Genomic DNA, 15,841 nt, shown 5'->3' with positions numbered 1-15,841 from the left:
GAGAAGAAAAAAGGACGGGTTTCGGGATGGAGTTGTCTCCCTGGTGCTGTTCCAGAAAAACAACGGAATGGCAGGAATCCGGCTCACGCCAGGCCCCGCAGCGCCCCCAGCAGCAACTCGCCCTCGGTGGCCTGCACACGCGCCTTGAGGGTGGGCAGCGTGTCGTCGGGCAGCACGGGCACCCGCACCTGCGCCAGAATCGGCCCCTCGTCGATCCCGGCGGTGACCAGGTGAACCGTGGCGCCCGACTCGGCATCGCCCGACGCGAGGACCGCCTCATGCACCCGGTCCCCGTACATGCCGCGCCCGCCGTGCCGGGGCAGCAGGCTGGGGTGGACGTTCACCAGCCGCCCCGCATAGGCCGAAAGCACTCGCGGCCCCAGCGCCTTCATGTACCCGCTGAGGACCAGGGTATCCACCTCCGCCTCCCGCAGAAAGGCCAGGATCGCCGCGTCCAGCGCGTCCGGGTCGGGGTACTTCGCCGCGCTCAGGTGCGCCGCCCTCAGCCCCGCCTCCCGCGCCCAGGCGAGCGCTGGGCTGCCGCTGTTGTTGCTGGCAAGGGCGACGGGCGTGGCATCCAGCCGCCCCTCCCGTGCCGCCTGAGTGAGAAAGCGGGCCGCGCTGCCCCCGTGGGAGGCGAGGAAGCCGAGGATCATGCCTGGGCGAGTTCCTGAAGCAGATAGGCGCTCGTCAGAATGCCGTTGTGGTAGTCCTCCAGCGCGAAGCTCTCGTTGGGCGAGTGGGGGGCGTCCTCGTTCAGGCCGAAGTCCACCAGCAGGACGGGGGCGCCCAGCACGCGGCGGAAGTCGGCGACGATGGGGATGGAGCCTCCGGTGCGGCCAAAGGCGGCGGGCTTGCCGTACACCCGCGTCAGCGCCCGGTCGGCGGCCTTGATGTACGGCGAGTCGAGGTCCACCTTCACGGGCTGGCCGCCGTGCAGACCCTTCACCTCCACCCGCACGCCTTCGGGGGCCAGGGTCGGCACGTACTCCTGCACCAGCCGGGTGATGCGCTCGGGGTCCTGGCCGGGCACTAGGCGCATGGAGACCTTGGCCCCGGCCTTGGCGGGGATCACCGTCTTGCTGCCCTCGCCCTGGTAGCCGCCCCAGATGCCGTTCACGTCAAGTGTGGGCCGTGCCCAGAGGCGTTCCAGGGTGGAGTACCCCTTCTCGCCGGGCAGGGCGGGCACGCCGATGGAGGCGGCGAACTCCTCGTCCGAGTGGGGCAGTTTCGCCCACATCTCGCGCTCCTCGGGGGTCAGTTCCTCCACCCCGTCGTAGAAGCCGGGGATGGTGATGCGGCCCTGGTCATCCTTGAGCTTGCTGATGATCTCAGCGAGGGCGTTGATGGGGTTGGGCGCCGCCCCACCGTACGCGCCGGAGTGGAGGTCACGGTTCGCCCCCTGCACGTGAATCTCCACGTAGCTCAGCCCGCGCAGGCCGTAGGTCACGGTGGGTACGTTGGGCGCGAAGCGGCTGCCGTCGGAGATGACGATCACGTCCGCCTTCAGCTCCTCGGCGTGCTCGGCCAGGTAGGCGGCGAGGTTGGGGCTGCCGACCTCCTCCTCGCCCTCCAGCAGGAATTTGACGTTGACAGGCAACTCTCCCTGCGAGAGCAGCAGTTCCACGCCCCGCACGTGGGCGTAGGCCTGGCCCTTGTCGTCGGTCGAGCCGCGGGCGTAGATGCGCCCCTCACGCACGGTGGGTTCGAAGGGGGGCGTCACCCACTCCTCCAGGGGGGCTTCCGGCTGCACGTCGTAGTGCCCATAGATCAGCACCGTGGGCTTGCCGGGGACGTCCAGACGCTCGGCGTACACGACCGGGTGTCCGGACTGCCCGCCGTGCCCGGTGGGGTCCATCCGCGCGGTAAAGCCGAGGCTCTGGAGCTTGCGCTGGAGGAAGGCGGCGGCGCGGGCCATGTCCTCGGTGTGGGCGGGGTCGGCGCTCACCGAGGGAATCCGCAGCAGCTCGAACAGTTCCCCCTCGGCCTCCTGGCGGTTGAGGAGGGCGGAGAGGTCCGGGGCCTGGGGGTGTGTCATGGGCGGATGATAGCGGGAGGGTCCGGCGTGAGTGAGAAAAACGGGGCAGACGAAGATGGCCCGGCCTGTCACCCTGTGCGGAGTGAAGAGTCTTTGGTCAGGCGCCCGGGTACCTGAGCCCCGCCCAGCAGGGTACGGCCGCCGCCCGACCTCACCTTTGCCCACGTTCAGAAACCTTGCTCGCGGTATACTCAAGCAAGGTATGGCGACCGATTCCAAGCAACGCCCCGTCTACGTGATCTCGGTCGCGGCAGAACTCGTGGACATGCACCCTCAGACTCTCAGGCTCTACGAGCGCAAGGGTCTGATCCGCCCGGGGCGTTCCAGCGGCAAGACGCGGCTGTATTCCGAGCGCGACATCGAGCATCTGCGCGAGATTCGCCGCCTGACCCAGGAACTCGGCGTCAACCTCGCCGGGGTCGAGGAGGTCATGCGCCTCCAGCACCAGCTCGACGACCTTCAGGGCGAGTTCGAGGCCGAGATCGAGCGGCTGGAGGACGAGCTGCGTGAGCGCGCCGCCCCCCGGGCCCTGCCCGCCCCCGACTCGGAGGGCCGGATTGATCCCAAGGACCGTCCCGTCTACGTGATCTCCATCGCCGCCGAGCTCGTGGACATGCACCCGCAGACCCTGCGCCTGTATGAGCGCAAGCAGCTCATCCGCCCCGGCAGAAGCAGCGGCAAGACGCGGCTGTATTCCGAGCGCGACATCGAGCACCTGCGCGAGATTCGCCGCCTGACCCAGGAACTCGGCGTCAACCTCGCCGGGGTCGAGGAGATCATGCGGCTGCGGCACCGTCTGGAGGGGGCGCGGGCCAAGATGGAGGGCAACGTCCGGCGCATCCAGCAGGACATCAGCGACCGCATGACCGGCTGGCGCACCCTGCCCGCCCCGCAGGGTGGCGAGAGGGCCGAGGCGGAAGAGACAGAAGACGGGGACGAGGACGAATGACTGGGCAGGCCCCAGCCGTCCAGCGGGTGGGTGCGGGCGTGGCGACGCTGCGGCGTGGAGCGAACGGCCCCGAGGTTCTGCTGATCCGCCGCCGTGACGACGGTCACTGGGACCTGCCCGGTGGAGGCGTGAATGTCGGCGAGGAGGTCGAGGCCGCCGCCCACCGTGAACTTCGGGAGGAAACGGGGCTGGAGGCCGGGCCCCTGACGCTGCTGGAAGTGTTGAGTGGTCCCCACCACCAGCACACGTACCCGGACGGCAACGAGGTCGCCTGGGTGACGGTCCTGTACACCACCCGGCAGGTGGCGGGCGAGGCCCGGGCCGGGGACGACGCGGCGGAGGTGGCGTGGTGGCCCCTCGCCGCTCTGCCCTGTGACGTGAGCGCGGCGACCCGGGCGTACTTCCGCGCCCTCGTCAGCCCTGAGGAAGTGCCCGCATGACCGTCCACCTTCCCGGTGAACTCCTCCGCGCGCCCGTCGAGGGCCTGTGGGTGGTGGCCGACGTTCACGGCGCCCTTGACAAGCTCCGCGTGCTGCTGCGCCGGGCCCGCCTGATCGACGAGGGGGACCGCTGGACCGGGGGCACGTCGCACCTCGTCTTCCTGGGCGACTATATGGACCGCGGGCCCGACGGGGCGGGCGTGGTGCGGCTCGTTCGCTCGCTGGAGGCCTCGGCCCCGCTGGCGGGGGGGCGCGTCACGGCGCTGCTCGGCAACCACGAGGTGATGTTCCTGGCCGCGTTGCGCTTTGCCGGGTACGATCCCCAGGACCACTACGGCTTCCGCGAGTACTGGCTGGCGAACGGCGGGCAGCCGCTCGACACCGCCCGGTTGGGCGCCGAGGACCAGGCCTGGCTGGCGGCGCGGCCCGCCCTGGCCCGCGTGGGCCGCTGGCTGTTCCTGCACGCCGACAGCAGCCTGTACCTGCGGCTGGGGGGCAGCGTGGAGGCGGTGAATGCCCATGTCGTCCGGCTCCTCCAGAGCGAGGCGCCCGAGGTCTGGGGCCACTTCGCCAACGCCTTCGCCGACCGCCTCGCCTTCGCGGAGCCCCGGGGGGAGGAGCTGGCCCGGCGGCTGCTGCGGACCTTCGGCGGCGAGCGGCTCGCGCACGGCCACACGCCGGTGTCCCTGCTGCTCGACAATCCCGGCCCGGAGCCCGGCACGCCTGTCCTGTACGCGGGCCACCTGTGCCTCGCCCTCGACGGCGGGCTGGCCTACTACGAGGACGCGGGCTTCCTGGTGCGCCTGAGCGACCGGGGCGTGGCGGAGGTCGTGGGCTACGCGGGCACGGGGGCGCTGGGCTGAGGATTCCCCCCGCGCAGCGCGTTACACTCGGCGGGTGAGAACGTACAAGGTCGAGGTTGGGGACGTGACGCGCGAGCTGCCGGTGGTGCCGGTCGGGCCCGGGGTCAGCGTGGCCCTCTTCAACATGCTGGGCGACACCGAAGTCACCGAGGCGGCGGGCCGCGAACTCGCCCGGCGCCTGCCCGCGAACATCGACGTGCTCGTCACGCCCGAGGTCAAGGCGGTCTCGCTCGCGCACGTGATCAGCCGCGAGAGCGGCAAGCCCTACATCGTGATCCGCAAGACGCAGAAGCCCTACATGGTCGAGCCAGTCGCCCGCGAGGTCGTGAGCATCACCACGGGCAAGCCCCAGCTGCTCGTGCTCGACGGTTTCGACGTGGAGAAGATCCGGGGTCACCGGGTCGCCATCGTGGACGACGTGGTCTCCAGCGGCGGCACCCTGAACTCCCTGCGCCAGATCATCGAGGAAGTTGGCGGCGAGGTCGCGGCGGTCGTCGCGGTCTTCACGGAGGGGCAGGAGCGCCCGGAGGTCACCGCGCTGGGGCACCTGCCGCTGTTCGGCCCAGAGGCGGAGGCGTCGTGACGCCCCCCGGCCCGCAGGCCCTGCGCGTCACGATTGGTGCCGTGACCCGCGAGCTGCCCACCGTCCGCGTTGGCGCCGTGGGGCGCGTGCCGCTGGTGGAATTCATCGGGGACAGCGAGTTCACCAACGCCGCCGCCGAGGCGATGCTCCCCCTGATCCCGCCGGGCACCGACATCCTGCTCTCGGTCGTCACGAATGCGCTCCCGCTGGTGCACGAACTCAGCGACCGGGCGGGGCTCCCCTACGTGGTGGTCCGCAAGAAACGTCGCACGTACATGCAAGACCCCCTCATTCAGGACGTGCCCAGCCTCACCCTCGGCGTCGCCGAGACGCTGTGGCTCGACGGCCCGCACGCCGCCCGCCTCAAGGGGAGGCGCGTGACCATCGTGCAGGACGTGGTGGCGTCGGGGGGCACCGCGCAGGCCCTGGCCCGCCTGATCACCCGCGCGGGCGGCACGGTCGCTGGGTACCTCGCCGCCTTCAAACAGGGGGATTCGGTGTTGCCCCTGATCTACCTCCAGGAGTTGCCACAGACGATTTGAGCCGGAGCGGCGGCCCGGGGACGAGGCCGGGCAGCTCGCAGGGGCCCAGGCTCATCCCGCCCCGGCGGCCCGGCCCGCGCCCCGTTTTCCCGCCACGATGCCGGGCAGGTGGTCCTCCAGCCGCAGCATGGGCAGGCCGAAGGTGGAGCGGGCGGGCTCGTTGGGCGCCGTGTTCCCCTCCTTGAGCATCGCGTACTGGTCGCGCGTGATGGGGGGCCTGGGGAGGACCTGCATGGCGGGCACCATCAGATTCATCAGCGCGAGCGGCACGGGCACGATGGGCTTCCTGCGCCCGAGCGCGGCCAGTTCCATCTCCAGAAGCTGCCGGAAGGTGAACTCCTCCGGGCCGGTGAGGGGATAGGTCTGCCCCACCGTTCCCGGCTGCTCCAGTGCTCCCGCAAACGCGAGGGCCACGTCCTGCACGCTGACGGGCCGGAAGGGGAAGGCCCCGTCCCCGATCTGGGGGACGACGGGTGCGGTGGAGACCAGTTCGCGCAGCACCCGCCCGAAGAAGTCGTCCCCAACCCCGAAGATCAGGCTGGGCTCGAAGATCGTCCAGCTCAGGCCGCTCTCGCGCACCAGGCGCTCGGCCTGCGCCTTGCTGCGGCTGTAGCCGCTGGCGCTGTCCTCCCGGGCACCCAGGGCGCTCATGTGGACGTAGCGGGCCTGCCGGGGGGTGGCGGCCAGCATATGCCGGGTGCCCTCCAGATGGACCCGCTCGAAGGTCTGCGTCCCCTCCTCCGCGATGATGCCGACGAGGTGGATCACGGCGTCGGGGCGGGTCTCTCCCACCGCCCGCAGGACGCTGCCCGCGTCCGTCACGTCCAGCTTGACTCCGTCCGCACCGGGAAGGGAGGCGCCGTCCCGTGACCCGGCATAGACCGTGTGCCCCCGCCCCAGCAACTCCCCCACGACCGCCCGCCCGACGAAGCCCGTGCCTCCGGTGACCAGTACCCGCATGTCCTCTCCTTTCGCGTCCCCATTGGGCCATGCGGGGGGCGCGCAGACTGTACGCATTCCGGGACTGTCGAGCGGATATGGGGAAGCTGCCATCTGTCCCGGCGGCGGGTCGCCTTCCCCTCTACAATGCGGCCTGCCCGCGCCCTCCCCGCGCCCGCGAGAGCCCATGCGCCCCCTGACCCTGCCCGCCCGACTCCCCCTGCGCCGCCTGCTGACCGTGGCCCGCCCCGCCCTGTGGGTGAACACGGTGGGCACGCTGGTCATGGGCCTGTGGCTGACCGGGCACCTCTATACCCTGCGGCCCGACCTGCTGGTGCTGCTCGCGTACCTGACCCTGCCCTTCAACCTGCTGATCTACGGCCTGAACGACCTCGCCGACCGGGAGGAGGACGCCCTCTCGGCGCGCAAGGGGGGCTGGCAGGGCGCGCGGCTGACGGCGGGGGAGGGGGGGCCGCTGCGGCGGGCGATCCTGGCGCTCAATGCTCCCTTTCTGCTGGCGCTCGCGCTGCTGCTGCCACCCGCCGCGATTGGGGTGCTGCTGGTCGCCGCCGCGTTGTTCGTGGCGTACAGCCTGCCCCCCCTGCGGCTGAAGGGCCGTCCCTTTCTCGACGGGTTGAGCAACGTCGCCTACGCGCTCCCCCTCGTGCTGCCCGCCCTCGCCTTGGGGGTTCCCGTGCCCTGGCTCCCCCTCGCCGCGTTGATGGCCTACTCGGTGGGCAAACATGCCTTCGACGCCGCGCAGGATGTACCCGCCGACCGCCTGGCCGGGACGCGCACCGTCGCCACCACCCTGGGGGTGCGGGGGACGTCAGCTTACGCGCTGGGATGGTTCCTGCTCGCAGGGGGGCTGCTGTGGCCGCTCAGTCACCTCACCGCCCTTGCCCTGTGGCTGGTGTGCGGTGGCATGGCCCTCGCCCTGTTGTGGCGGCCCACCCCCGAACATGCGGCCCGGCTGTACCCCCTCAGCATCGTGACCCCGTGGATCGTGGGGACGATTGCGGGCGTACCCCTCGTGTACCTGCTGGCGCGCGGGCTGTGGCCGTGAGGGGGAGCGGTCAGCCGTCAGCGGTCAGCCGTCAGAAAGAGCCCGGTCCCTCCCGCTTTCCACTTTCCACTGTCCACTCCCGCTCCATCGGTATCCTCGGCGGCGGTCTCGCGGGACTCGCGCTCGCGGCGCTGCTGGCGGAACGGGGACACGCGGTCACGGTGTACGAGCGGGACCGGGCGGGCGGCAAGCTGCGGCGGGTCATGGTCGGCGGCCTGACCTTCGACACGGGGCCGAGCCTCTTCACCTTCCCGGAGGTGTGGCGTACGTATCTGAGACGGCTGGGCGAGGTGGACCCGCTCGACCTGCGTCCGCTGCCTGGGGGGCTGGGCGTGCATTACACGCCGTTCGGGGCGGTGCCGCTGCCCGTTCCGCAGGGTCATCCCCTGCACGCGGCCTGGGAGGCGTACGCCGAACCAGCCCGAATCCTCGCGCCGCACCTCGGGACGCTGCTGACCACTCCGCCCCGCCTCTCTGATCCGGCTTTCCGGCGGGCGAGCGCGGCCCTGTTCCGGGCGACCGGAGGTCACCTCACCGCCGAAGGGTGGGTGCGCGCCCGGCGGCTGCCCCCGGCCCTCGCCCACGCCGTGCGGACGCACGCGCTGAACGCGGGGCTCACGCCGTGGGACGCGCCTGCCCTGTATGCCCTGATTCCGGCGCTGGCTGCCGCGTCCGTTGCCCGGCCCGCGCGTGGTACGGGTGCCCTCTTGGATGCGCTGCTCGCCTTCGGAGCGGCCCGGAACGTGAAGGTGGTGGAGGGGGCGGAGGTCGTGCGGGTGGATACCACGGTGGCCCGCCTCATCCTCAAGGGTGGAGGGGTGCGCCTTCACGACCTGCTGGTGAGCGCCCTCGACCCGGCCCGGCTCGCCGCGCTGCTCGGACGGCCCGCGCGTTCACCCGTCGCCCGCCGGACGGTGAGTGGTCTCGCCCTGTACGCGGCGCTGCCCGGCCCCGCCCCGTTGCCCGCCACCTCCGTCCTGCCGCCCTCGGACTTTCGCCCCTTCCGGGCCGCCGTTCGCGCCGGAGCCCTCCCGCCCGACACCCTCGCCCTCGTCCACGCGGAGGGGGAGAGGCTGGCCGTGCTGCTCACCGCCCCCGCGACCGGGCATGATCTTCGGCCTGGTCATCACTGGGTGCGGGCGCAGGTGGAGCGGGTGGAGCGCACGCTGGGCGTGCCCGGCCTGCTCGCGTCCGCGCGGGAGGTCGTGGCCCTGCCCCCCAGCCACTACGCGGCGGGCGGCCATCCCGGCGGGGCGATCTACGGGGCCGCCCTCCCCGTCTGGCGCGGCGGCCCCCTGCATCCCCAGTCCTACCGGCCTCACCCGAAGCTCTGGCAGGTTGGCACGGGCGTTCATCCCGGCGGGGGCATTCCGGCCATCCTGGGCGGGGCGCTGATCGTGGACCGGCTGATGGGGGAGGGCGGGCCGTAGGGTCTAGGCGTCCGTGGCCCGCTGCAGGCCCAGATACCTGAAGCCCGGAAAGCCCGCCCGCCAGTCCTGCCAGAAGGTCTCCCGGAACACCTCCGGGCGCACGTCCAAACCCGCGAGGGCTTCCTCGGGCAAGAACCGCGCGTCCACCAGCTTGTCACTCACCCGGTGGTCGAGGGAGAGCTCTCCTCCCACCTCGGAGCAGAGCACGAAACTCTTGCAGATATGCAATCCCGGTTCGACGATCTCCTGAAGGTACAGCAGCCGCTCAGCCCGGACAATCAGCCCGGTTTCCTCGTGGACCTCGCGCTGGGCGGTCTCGAAGAGACTCTCCTCACCTTCCAGCCCCCCGCCCGGAGGCAGCCAGAAGTCGTACCGACCAGGCTGATGATGACGCACGAGGAGGAGCCGGTCACCCCTCAGGACGACCCCAGCCGCGCTGATGTGGTGCCTCACCCCCTGAGGATAACGGCCCCGACGTGCCACGGAAACGAAACAAGCCGCCCCCGTCCTGGGAGCGGCTTTGCCTGAAGGGCCTTACCGGCCGGTGATCGCCTTGAGGGGGTCGACCAGTCCGTACCCGAAGTTGTTGTCCTTGCCTGCCGTCCCCAGATCCCTGGCGGTGGAGGTGAGCAGGCTCAGAAGCTGGGTGTTCGTCAGGGTGGGCTTGGCCGCCCAGACCACCGCCGCGGCGGCGCTAACGTGCGGGGTCGCCATGCTGGTGCCATTGAAGTACTCGTAGTCCGCGCCCTTCACGCTGGCCGTGCCGGTGGTGGGGAGCTTGCCCAGCAGCGCCTGGCCGTCGGTCTGCAGGAGGCCCACGACGGGCACCGAGTAGCTGTTCGTCAGGCTCATGCCCAGCGAGCCCGCCGTGTTGTTGTAGATCATGACGGCCTTGGCGCCGCTGGCGACCGCATTGGCGGTCTTTTCCTCGAAGGAGCAGGTGCCGCGGCTGATCAGGGCGATGTTGCCCGTCAGGGCCGCGTTGCGGGTGCCCGTGCCGCAGAACTCGTTGTTCGTGCCGCCCGCCGCGACAATGGTGCCGCTGAAGGTGCCCCTGCCGCTCAGGTCGGCGGCCTGCACGTCGCTGAAGGTCACGCCGCCACCACTCGCGCTCGCCGCCGTGCCCTGGCCCAGCGGCACGCTGCTCAGGACATCCACGCCTGGGCCGACCAGATCGACCTGGGAGCCGAAGTTGGAGAAGTCCGCCTTGGCCTCGGAGGAGTCGATGGCGCCCACGCCCACCACGTTGGTGTACGCGGCGGGGTAGGAGACGGCGGCGCCGTCGTTGCCAGTCGCGGCGACGATCAGCGCGCCCTTGTTGTACACGCTGGTGTACGCGCGCTGCTCGGTCTGGCTGGCCCGGCCTCCGCCCAGCGACATGCTGATGACCACCTTGTTCTCGGTGCCGCCCTGGCTCTTGAGCTGCGCGGCACACCAGTTCACCCCGTTGATGATGCCGCTGGAGGCCCCCGAGCCATCGTTGCCCAGCACGCGCGCCATGTACAGGTTCACGCCGCTCGCCACGCCGCCCACCCCGTTGGGGTCCATGCCCGACTGCTGCCCGGTCGCGCCAGTCCCCGCCCCATACTGGGCGAAGATGGTGCCCGAGACGTGCGTGCCGTGGTGCGACACGTCGTTCTTCTGGTAGGGGTCGGTATACGTCTCGGTGGAGACGAAGTTCTTGAAGCCCTTCAGCTTCCTCTGGAACTCGGGGTGGTTGGCGTCGATGCCCGTGTCGGTCACACAGACGGCCACGCCCGCCCCGGTGTAGTTGCTCGCCCGCAGGCTGGGCACCTTGAGCGCGTTGTCACCCCAGGTGAACTCGCCGCTGGCGGAGTAGATCGGCGTGGCCTGCGCGGTGAGACCCTGAGCCCCGAGGTTCGCATGCGCCGGGCTGGCGTCCGTCACGCCGCTCCGCATCCCCATCGCGTGCCGCACGAGGTCGGGCTCCACGTACTCGACCGAGGGGTTGGCCTTGAGTTTCGCCAGCGCCTCGGGGCTCAGGTGCACGGCGGCGGCGCTGATCTCGGTCCACTGGGTTGTCAGCGTGCCCCCAGCGGCGGTAATGGCTTGCGCCTGGAGCTGGGCCTGCGCCTGGAGTGCCTGCGGGCTCAGGCTCTGCGAGCCCAGGTTGCTCTCCTTGAAGCCCACCAGGTAGGCGCCGTCCGCCGCGGTGGCCTGGTCGGGGCTGCTGGCGCTGGGCGCGGGCGTCTGAGCCTGCTGTCCGCAGGCAGCGAGCGTGAGGGCGAGGGTCGCGGCGAGCAGGGTACGGGTGTCCTTCATGGGGCCTCCGGGAACAGAGCAAAAGGCGAACGCAACCGCACCAGAAGGCGGCGCGGAGCTGCGAGAGGAACGGATACTCTGGGTTAGAGTTGGATTTGCGCCGGATGTTAGAGCCGGTCTCAGGCCCTTTCCAGGACCTGTCTAGGCTGATTTTGACCGCGTTTAAGGAGGATCCAATCACAGGTGATCACTGCTCGTGGATGGCGAAGTGCAAAAGGGTTGTCCCGCTGAGCGTCAACGAGGCATCTCATCGCCGGGACTCAAGGCTCGACTTCGACTGATAGGCCTGGTAGGGCCCATTCCATGCAGAAGCAAGGGTAAAAGAGCTGGGGGGCGGTCCCTATGCCCCGCCCTCCCCTGATTCCTGCCAAGTGTGATGACCAAGCAGAACGGGATGGGCCGGTCATGACCCATCCCGCCCCGAACGCCCTGAAGCGTTCCTTAATTGACCTTACCAGCGCTCGGTCACGCTCTTGAGTTGCAGGAAGTTCGCCAGGTAGTCGGGTCCGCCCGCCTTGGAGTCGGTGCCGCTCATGTTGTACCCGCCGAAGGGTTGCACGCCGACGATGGCACCCGTGATCTTGCGGTTGAAGTAGAGGTTCCCCGCCTCGAACTCGTGACGGGCCTGCTCCAGCCGCTCGCGGACGTTGCTGCACACGCCGCCCGTCAGGCCGTACTCGGTGGAGTTGGCGATCTCCAGCGCGTGCTGCCAGTCGTGGGCGCGGAAGACACTGACCACCGGCCCGAAGATCTCCTCCTGGGCGATGCGGGCCCGCACGTCCACGTCTCCGAAGATGGTGGGCTGGACGTAATAGCCCTTCTTGCCGTTCACCTCGCCGGGTGCCTCGCCGCCGAGGAGGAGCTGGCCTTCCTCACGCCCGATCTGGAGGTACTGGCTGATCTTCTCGAAGCTCTCCTCGTTCACGACGGCCGTGACGTTGGCGTTCTCCTCGCCCGTGCCGACCCTGAGGGTCTTCGCCCGCTCGACAAAGGCGCTCACCACGCGGTCGTACACCTCGTCCACCACGATCAGGCGGCTCATGGCCGAGCACTTCTGGCCGTTGAAGCCGAAAGCCCCCTGCGCGGCGGCCGTCACCGCCACATCGAGGTCAGCCGTCTCGTCCACGATCATCGCGTCCTTGCCGCCCAGTTCGAGGATCACCTTCTTGATCCACTTCTGGCCGGGCTGCACCTTGGCGGCGACCTCGTTGATGTGCAGGCCGACCGCCCGGCTGCCGGTAAAGGTGATGAAGCGCGTCTTCGGGTGGGTGGTCAGGTACTCGCCGACCTCCGAGCCCACGCCGGGCAGGAATTGCAGCACCCCGGCGGGCAGCCCGGCTTCGAGCAGGATGTCCACCACGAAGCCCGCGATCAGGCCGGAGTCCTCGGCAGGCTTGGCGATCACGCAGTTCCCCGCCACGATGGGCGCGGCGAGCATCCCCAGGAAGATCGCGCAGGGGAAGTTCCAGGGGGAGATGGAGACGCCCACGCCCAGCGGCAGGTACAGCAGGCCGTTCTCCTCGCCCTCGAACCACGTCGTCTCGGCGGAGCCGAAGCCCGCGTACTTCATCGCCGAACGGGCGTAATACTCCAGGAAGTCGATCGCCTCGGCGACCTCCACGTCGGCCTCGGCGTAGTTCTTGCCGACCTCCAGGCTCATCAGCGCGCAGGCTTCCAGGCGGCGGCGCTTGAGGATCGCGGCGGCCTTGAGCAGGATGCGGGCGCGGGCGTCCATGTCCCAGCGCTTCCAGCCCTCCCACGCCTCCCAGGCGCCGTCCAGCGCGCGCTGGGCGTCCTCGACCGTCGCCTTGGCCGTCGTCCCGACCACCTCACACGTGTCGCAGGGGTTCAGGGAGGTCAGCCGCTCCTCGGTGTCCACCCGCTCCCCGTTGATGACGAGCGGGTAGTGCTTGCCGAGCAGTTCGGAGCGGACCTTTTGCAGCGCGGCCTGGTAGGCGGCGACGTTCTCGGGCAGGGTGAAGTCGGTGAAGGGCTGGGGGCGGTAGTCCTGAATCTTAAGCATGGGTTACTCCTGGGAAAGAAGGGGGGCGACAGACCGCGCAAACTCGTCGAAAGAACGCGGCGGGCGGCCCAACAGTTGCGCGGTCTCGGGCGTCACGCGCGCCGCGAGGCCGAAGCGGGCGGTGGCGTAGATCGCCTCCATGACGAGCGTCTGGCTGGTGCTGATACCGCGTGCGCGCATGTGGCGGAAAAAGGCGAGCGGGGTGGGGTCGGCGTAGCGGATGGGGCGGCCCGTGGCGGCGGTGAGTTTGGCGGCGACTTCGGCGTAGGTGAGGGCCTCCGAGCCCGTCAGCTCGTACGCCTTGCCCTCGTGGCCGGGCTCGGTGAGGACCACGGCGCCGAACTCCGCAATGTCCCGCACGTCGATGAAGCTGGTGCGGCCCCCGCCCGCCGGAACGTAGACCTCGCCCCGTCGCAGCTCGGGCAGGTGCATGGTCGTCAGGTTCTGCATGAAAAAGGAGGGGCGCAGGAAGGTGTAGCCCGCCCCGCTCTCGCGCAGGTACGCCTCAAGCTGTGCGTGCGGCACGAAGGGGAGACGCTCGGCCCCCTGCAGGGAGAGCAGGACCATCTGCGTCACGCCCGCCCCCAGCGCCACATCGAGCGCGGGCACCATGTCGCGCCGAACTTGGCTGAGCTGGGGGGGACGCACGATGAAGAGGCGGTCCACGCCGCGAAATGCCTCGACGTAGCTGCGGCGGTCACCGAAGTCCAGCCGCTGCACCTCCACCTCGGGCGCGTCGGCAAAGGCGCCGCGGGCTTGTTCCGGGCGGCGGGCGAGGACACGCACCTGGGCGTCCCGCGCGAGGAGGGCGCGCACCAGCGGCGTCCCCACGTTGCCCGGCGCCCCAGTCACCCCGATCAGCGCCACGGCCTCAGCCCTTCAGCATGCCGCGCAGCACGAACATCACGTTGGCGGGACGCTCGGCGATGCGGCGGGAGAAGTAGGGATACCAGTCGCGGCCGTAGGGGATGTAGGCGCGGACGCGGTAGCCCTGCGAGGCGAGTTCCTTTTGCAGGTCGCGGCGGATGCCGTACAGCATCTGGAACTCGAACCGGTCCCGCTCAATGCCGTGCGCCAGGACGAAATGCTTCACATCCTCGATGATGGACTCGTCGTGGGTGGCGACGTTCACGTAATTCCCGGCCTTCATCTGGGCGTACACTAGGCGGCGGTAGCCCGCGTCCACATCCGCCTTGTCGGGCATGGCGACCGTCTCGGGCTCCAGATACGCACCCTTCACAATGCGGAGGTTGGGGCGCAGGTCGTCCAGGCTGTCCCGGTCGGCCTCGGAGCGGTAGAGATAGCTCTGGAGGACGGTCCCGACGTGCGCGTTCCCGAACTCGCCCACCAGTGTGCGGAACTGCGCGAGCGTCACGTCCACGCGCGGGTGGTCCTCCATGTCCAGGCACACGAAACCGCCGTACTCCTTCGCCTTCCCGATGATGCGGCGGGCATTCGTCAGCCCCAGGTCCTCACCGTCCACGGTCTGCCCCTGGCCGACGCTGGAGAGCTTCACGCTGACGTAGGGGGTGATCCCGGCACCGTGCGCCTCGTCCAGCAGGTGCAGCACCTTCTGGGCAAACTCGTTCGCCTTTTCCGGCGAGGCGACGAACTCGCCCAGCAGGTCGAGGTTTCCCAGGATGCCGTCTTTCTCCAGCTCCTGCACGGCGCGGATGGCAGAGTTGGCGTCCTCCCCCGCCACGAAGCGCTGCGCCATTCCCCACCCGCGCGAGCGCACGAGGTCTTCCACGAACTTCTGCCCCGAAACGGTCAGGACGGCCTTGCGGTAAATCTGGTCGATCATAGGGTTTCTCCGAGGTTCTGCATCACGAGGGCGGCAAAGGTGTGGACATGCGTGCGGGCGGCCTCGCGGGCGGCGTCCGCGTCGCGGGCCAGGATGGCTTTCAGGATGGCGGCGTGCTGCGCGGCCGTGTCGGGGTGGGCATTGTACGTCCGTGTCTGATGCTTGATGAGCGCCACCCGCTGCTCCAGCCCCCGCGCCAATTCGGCGAGTGCGGCGTTGTGCGCGGCGAGGGTCACGGCCCCGTGAAAGGCGAGGTCCAGCCGGGTCTGCTGACGGTAGTCCTCTCCAGTGGCGGCATTGAGGGCCTCCAGCGCGCCCCTGAGCGCCTCCGCGTCCTCCCGAGCGTGCGCCCGGGCGGCGAGGGCGGCGGCCAGCCCGTCGAGTTCCTCGCGCACCACGTAGGTGTCCCGTGCCTCGGCGGCGCTGACGGTGCGGACCCGCACGCCCTTGTTGGCCTCCCCGACGAGCAGTCCCTCCTGGGTCAACCGCATGATCGCCTCGCGGATGGGGGTGCGGCTGACGCCCAGACGCTCGCCCAGTTCCACCTCGGCCAGCCGCTCGCCCGGCGCGATTTCCCCTTCCAGCACGGCGCGGCGCAGGTGTCCGTACACGCCGTCCCGCACCAGGGTGGGCCGCTCGAAGGAGGTCATCTTGGATATTGTATACAACCCTGCCAGGGCTTCTCAAGATTGGGGAGCGGAAACAGGCTTTGATCACCACCGGGTTCAGGAGAAACGGTGTCACCCTGAGCGCCAGCGCAGGGTCTTGGGACGCCGGGCTGGAGATGCTTCGTCTGCAGCTCAGCAGGACAGGTTCTCTCTTGGGCAGCGGAAGCTGAGCCCATGCTGTCTGCCAGGATAAAATCGGTACCACATCAGGAG

General features: G+C 69.9%; 16 protein-coding genes. 7 read left to right on the top strand and 9 right to left on the bottom strand.

Features of this window, described 5'->3' with window-relative positions; translation table 11 throughout:
* Positions 1-83 precede the first annotated feature (83 nt).
* A complete protein-coding gene (gene purN, locus F784_RS0102300) occupies positions 84-656 on the bottom strand; it encodes a phosphoribosylglycinamide formyltransferase (protein WP_019585077.1) in 573 nt (190 codons plus the stop codon).
* On the bottom strand, positions 653-2,038 hold the full coding sequence (locus F784_RS0102295; RefSeq protein WP_019585076.1) for a dipeptidase: 1,386 nt from the start codon (positions 2,036-2,038) through the stop codon (positions 653-655). Before F784_RS0102295 ends, purN begins: the two co-directional genes overlap by 4 nt.
* 202 nt (positions 2,039-2,240) lie before the next feature.
* Here F784_RS0102295 and hspR point away from each other — a divergent pair, with 202 nt between their 5' ends.
* The 5 genes from hspR to F784_RS0102270 are packed head-to-tail and all read left to right on the top strand — an operon-like array spanning position 2,241 to position 5,415.
* Complete coding sequence (gene hspR / locus F784_RS0102290; RefSeq protein WP_019585075.1) at positions 2,241-2,987, top strand: heat shock protein transcriptional repressor HspR, fused homodimer type; 747 nt, start codon at positions 2,241-2,243, stop codon at positions 2,985-2,987.
* Positions 2,984-3,427 carry an NUDIX domain-containing protein gene (locus F784_RS0102285; RefSeq protein WP_019585074.1) on the top strand — a complete coding sequence of 148 codons (444 nt, stop codon included), beginning with the start codon at positions 2,984-2,986 and terminating at the stop codon, positions 3,425-3,427. The genes hspR and F784_RS0102285 overlap by 4 nt, the downstream gene beginning before the upstream one ends.
* Positions 3,424-4,290 carry a metallophosphoesterase gene (locus F784_RS0102280; RefSeq protein WP_019585073.1) on the top strand — a complete coding sequence of 289 codons (867 nt, stop codon included), beginning with the start codon at positions 3,424-3,426 and terminating at the stop codon, positions 4,288-4,290. The genes F784_RS0102285 and F784_RS0102280 overlap by 4 nt, the downstream gene beginning before the upstream one ends.
* 34 nt (positions 4,291-4,324) lie before the next feature.
* The gene (locus F784_RS0102275) at positions 4,325-4,873 is read left to right on the top strand and encodes a phosphoribosyltransferase family protein (RefSeq protein ID WP_019585072.1); all 549 of its coding nucleotides are present in this window, start codon (positions 4,325-4,327) and stop codon (positions 4,871-4,873) included.
* Positions 4,870-5,415, top strand: a complete 546-nt coding sequence (locus tag F784_RS0102270) for a phosphoribosyltransferase family protein (protein WP_019585071.1) — start codon at positions 4,870-4,872, stop codon at positions 5,413-5,415. Before F784_RS0102275 ends, F784_RS0102270 begins: the two co-directional genes overlap by 4 nt.
* 51 nt (positions 5,416-5,466) lie before the next feature.
* Here F784_RS0102270 and F784_RS0102265 read toward each other — a convergent pair whose 3' ends face one another.
* The gene (locus tag F784_RS0102265; protein WP_019585070.1) at positions 5,467-6,375 is read right to left on the bottom strand and encodes a complex I NDUFA9 subunit family protein; all 909 of its coding nucleotides are present in this window, start codon (positions 6,373-6,375) and stop codon (positions 5,467-5,469) included.
* Positions 6,376-6,541: 166 nt separating this feature from the next.
* Here F784_RS0102265 and F784_RS0102260 point away from each other — a divergent pair, with 166 nt between their 5' ends.
* Positions 6,542-7,420, top strand: coding sequence for a UbiA family prenyltransferase (locus F784_RS0102260; protein ID WP_019585069.1), 879 nt, complete (start codon positions 6,542-6,544; stop codon positions 7,418-7,420).
* Positions 7,411-8,850, top strand: a complete 1,440-nt coding sequence (locus tag F784_RS0102255) for a phytoene desaturase family protein (RefSeq protein WP_019585068.1) — start codon at positions 7,411-7,413, stop codon at positions 8,848-8,850. The genes F784_RS0102260 and F784_RS0102255 overlap by 10 nt, the downstream gene beginning before the upstream one ends.
* Positions 8,851-8,853: 3 nt before the next feature.
* On the opposite strand, the gene F784_RS0102250 is transcribed toward F784_RS0102255, so the two are convergent.
* The 6 genes from F784_RS0102250 to F784_RS0102225 all read right to left on the bottom strand — a co-directional run bounded on the left by F784_RS0102250 (position 8,854) and on the right by F784_RS0102225 (position 15,610).
* Positions 8,854-9,303 (bottom strand): NUDIX domain-containing protein, encoded by a 450-nt coding sequence (locus F784_RS0102250; protein WP_026332205.1) that lies wholly within the window; start codon positions 9,301-9,303, stop codon positions 8,854-8,856.
* 81 nt (positions 9,304-9,384) lie between these two features.
* A complete protein-coding gene (locus F784_RS0102245; RefSeq protein WP_019585066.1) occupies positions 9,385-11,133 on the bottom strand; it encodes a S8 family serine peptidase in 1,749 nt (582 codons plus the stop codon).
* 451 nt (positions 11,134-11,584) lie between these two features.
* Positions 11,585-13,156 carry an L-glutamate gamma-semialdehyde dehydrogenase gene (gene pruA, locus F784_RS0102240; RefSeq protein ID WP_019585065.1) on the bottom strand — a complete coding sequence of 524 codons (1,572 nt, stop codon included), beginning with the start codon at positions 13,154-13,156 and terminating at the stop codon, positions 11,585-11,587.
* 3 nt (positions 13,157-13,159) lie between these two features.
* The gene (locus tag F784_RS0102235; RefSeq protein ID WP_019585064.1) at positions 13,160-14,023 is read right to left on the bottom strand and encodes an SDR family oxidoreductase; all 864 of its coding nucleotides are present in this window, start codon (positions 14,021-14,023) and stop codon (positions 13,160-13,162) included.
* 4 nt (positions 14,024-14,027) lie between these two features.
* A complete protein-coding gene (locus F784_RS0102230; protein WP_019585063.1) occupies positions 14,028-14,960 on the bottom strand; it encodes a proline dehydrogenase family protein in 933 nt (310 codons plus the stop codon).
* Positions 14,957-15,610, bottom strand: a complete 654-nt coding sequence (locus tag F784_RS0102225) for a GntR family transcriptional regulator (protein ID WP_019585062.1) — start codon at positions 15,608-15,610, stop codon at positions 14,957-14,959. Before F784_RS0102225 ends, F784_RS0102230 begins: the two co-directional genes overlap by 4 nt.
* Positions 15,611-15,841: the final 231 nt, after the last annotated feature.

This window comes from Deinococcus apachensis DSM 19763, from assembly GCF_000381345.1.
GTDB lineage: Bacteria > Deinococcota > Deinococci > Deinococcales > Deinococcaceae > Deinococcus > Deinococcus apachensis.
This window is presented reverse-complemented; position numbering and strand designations above follow the sequence as displayed.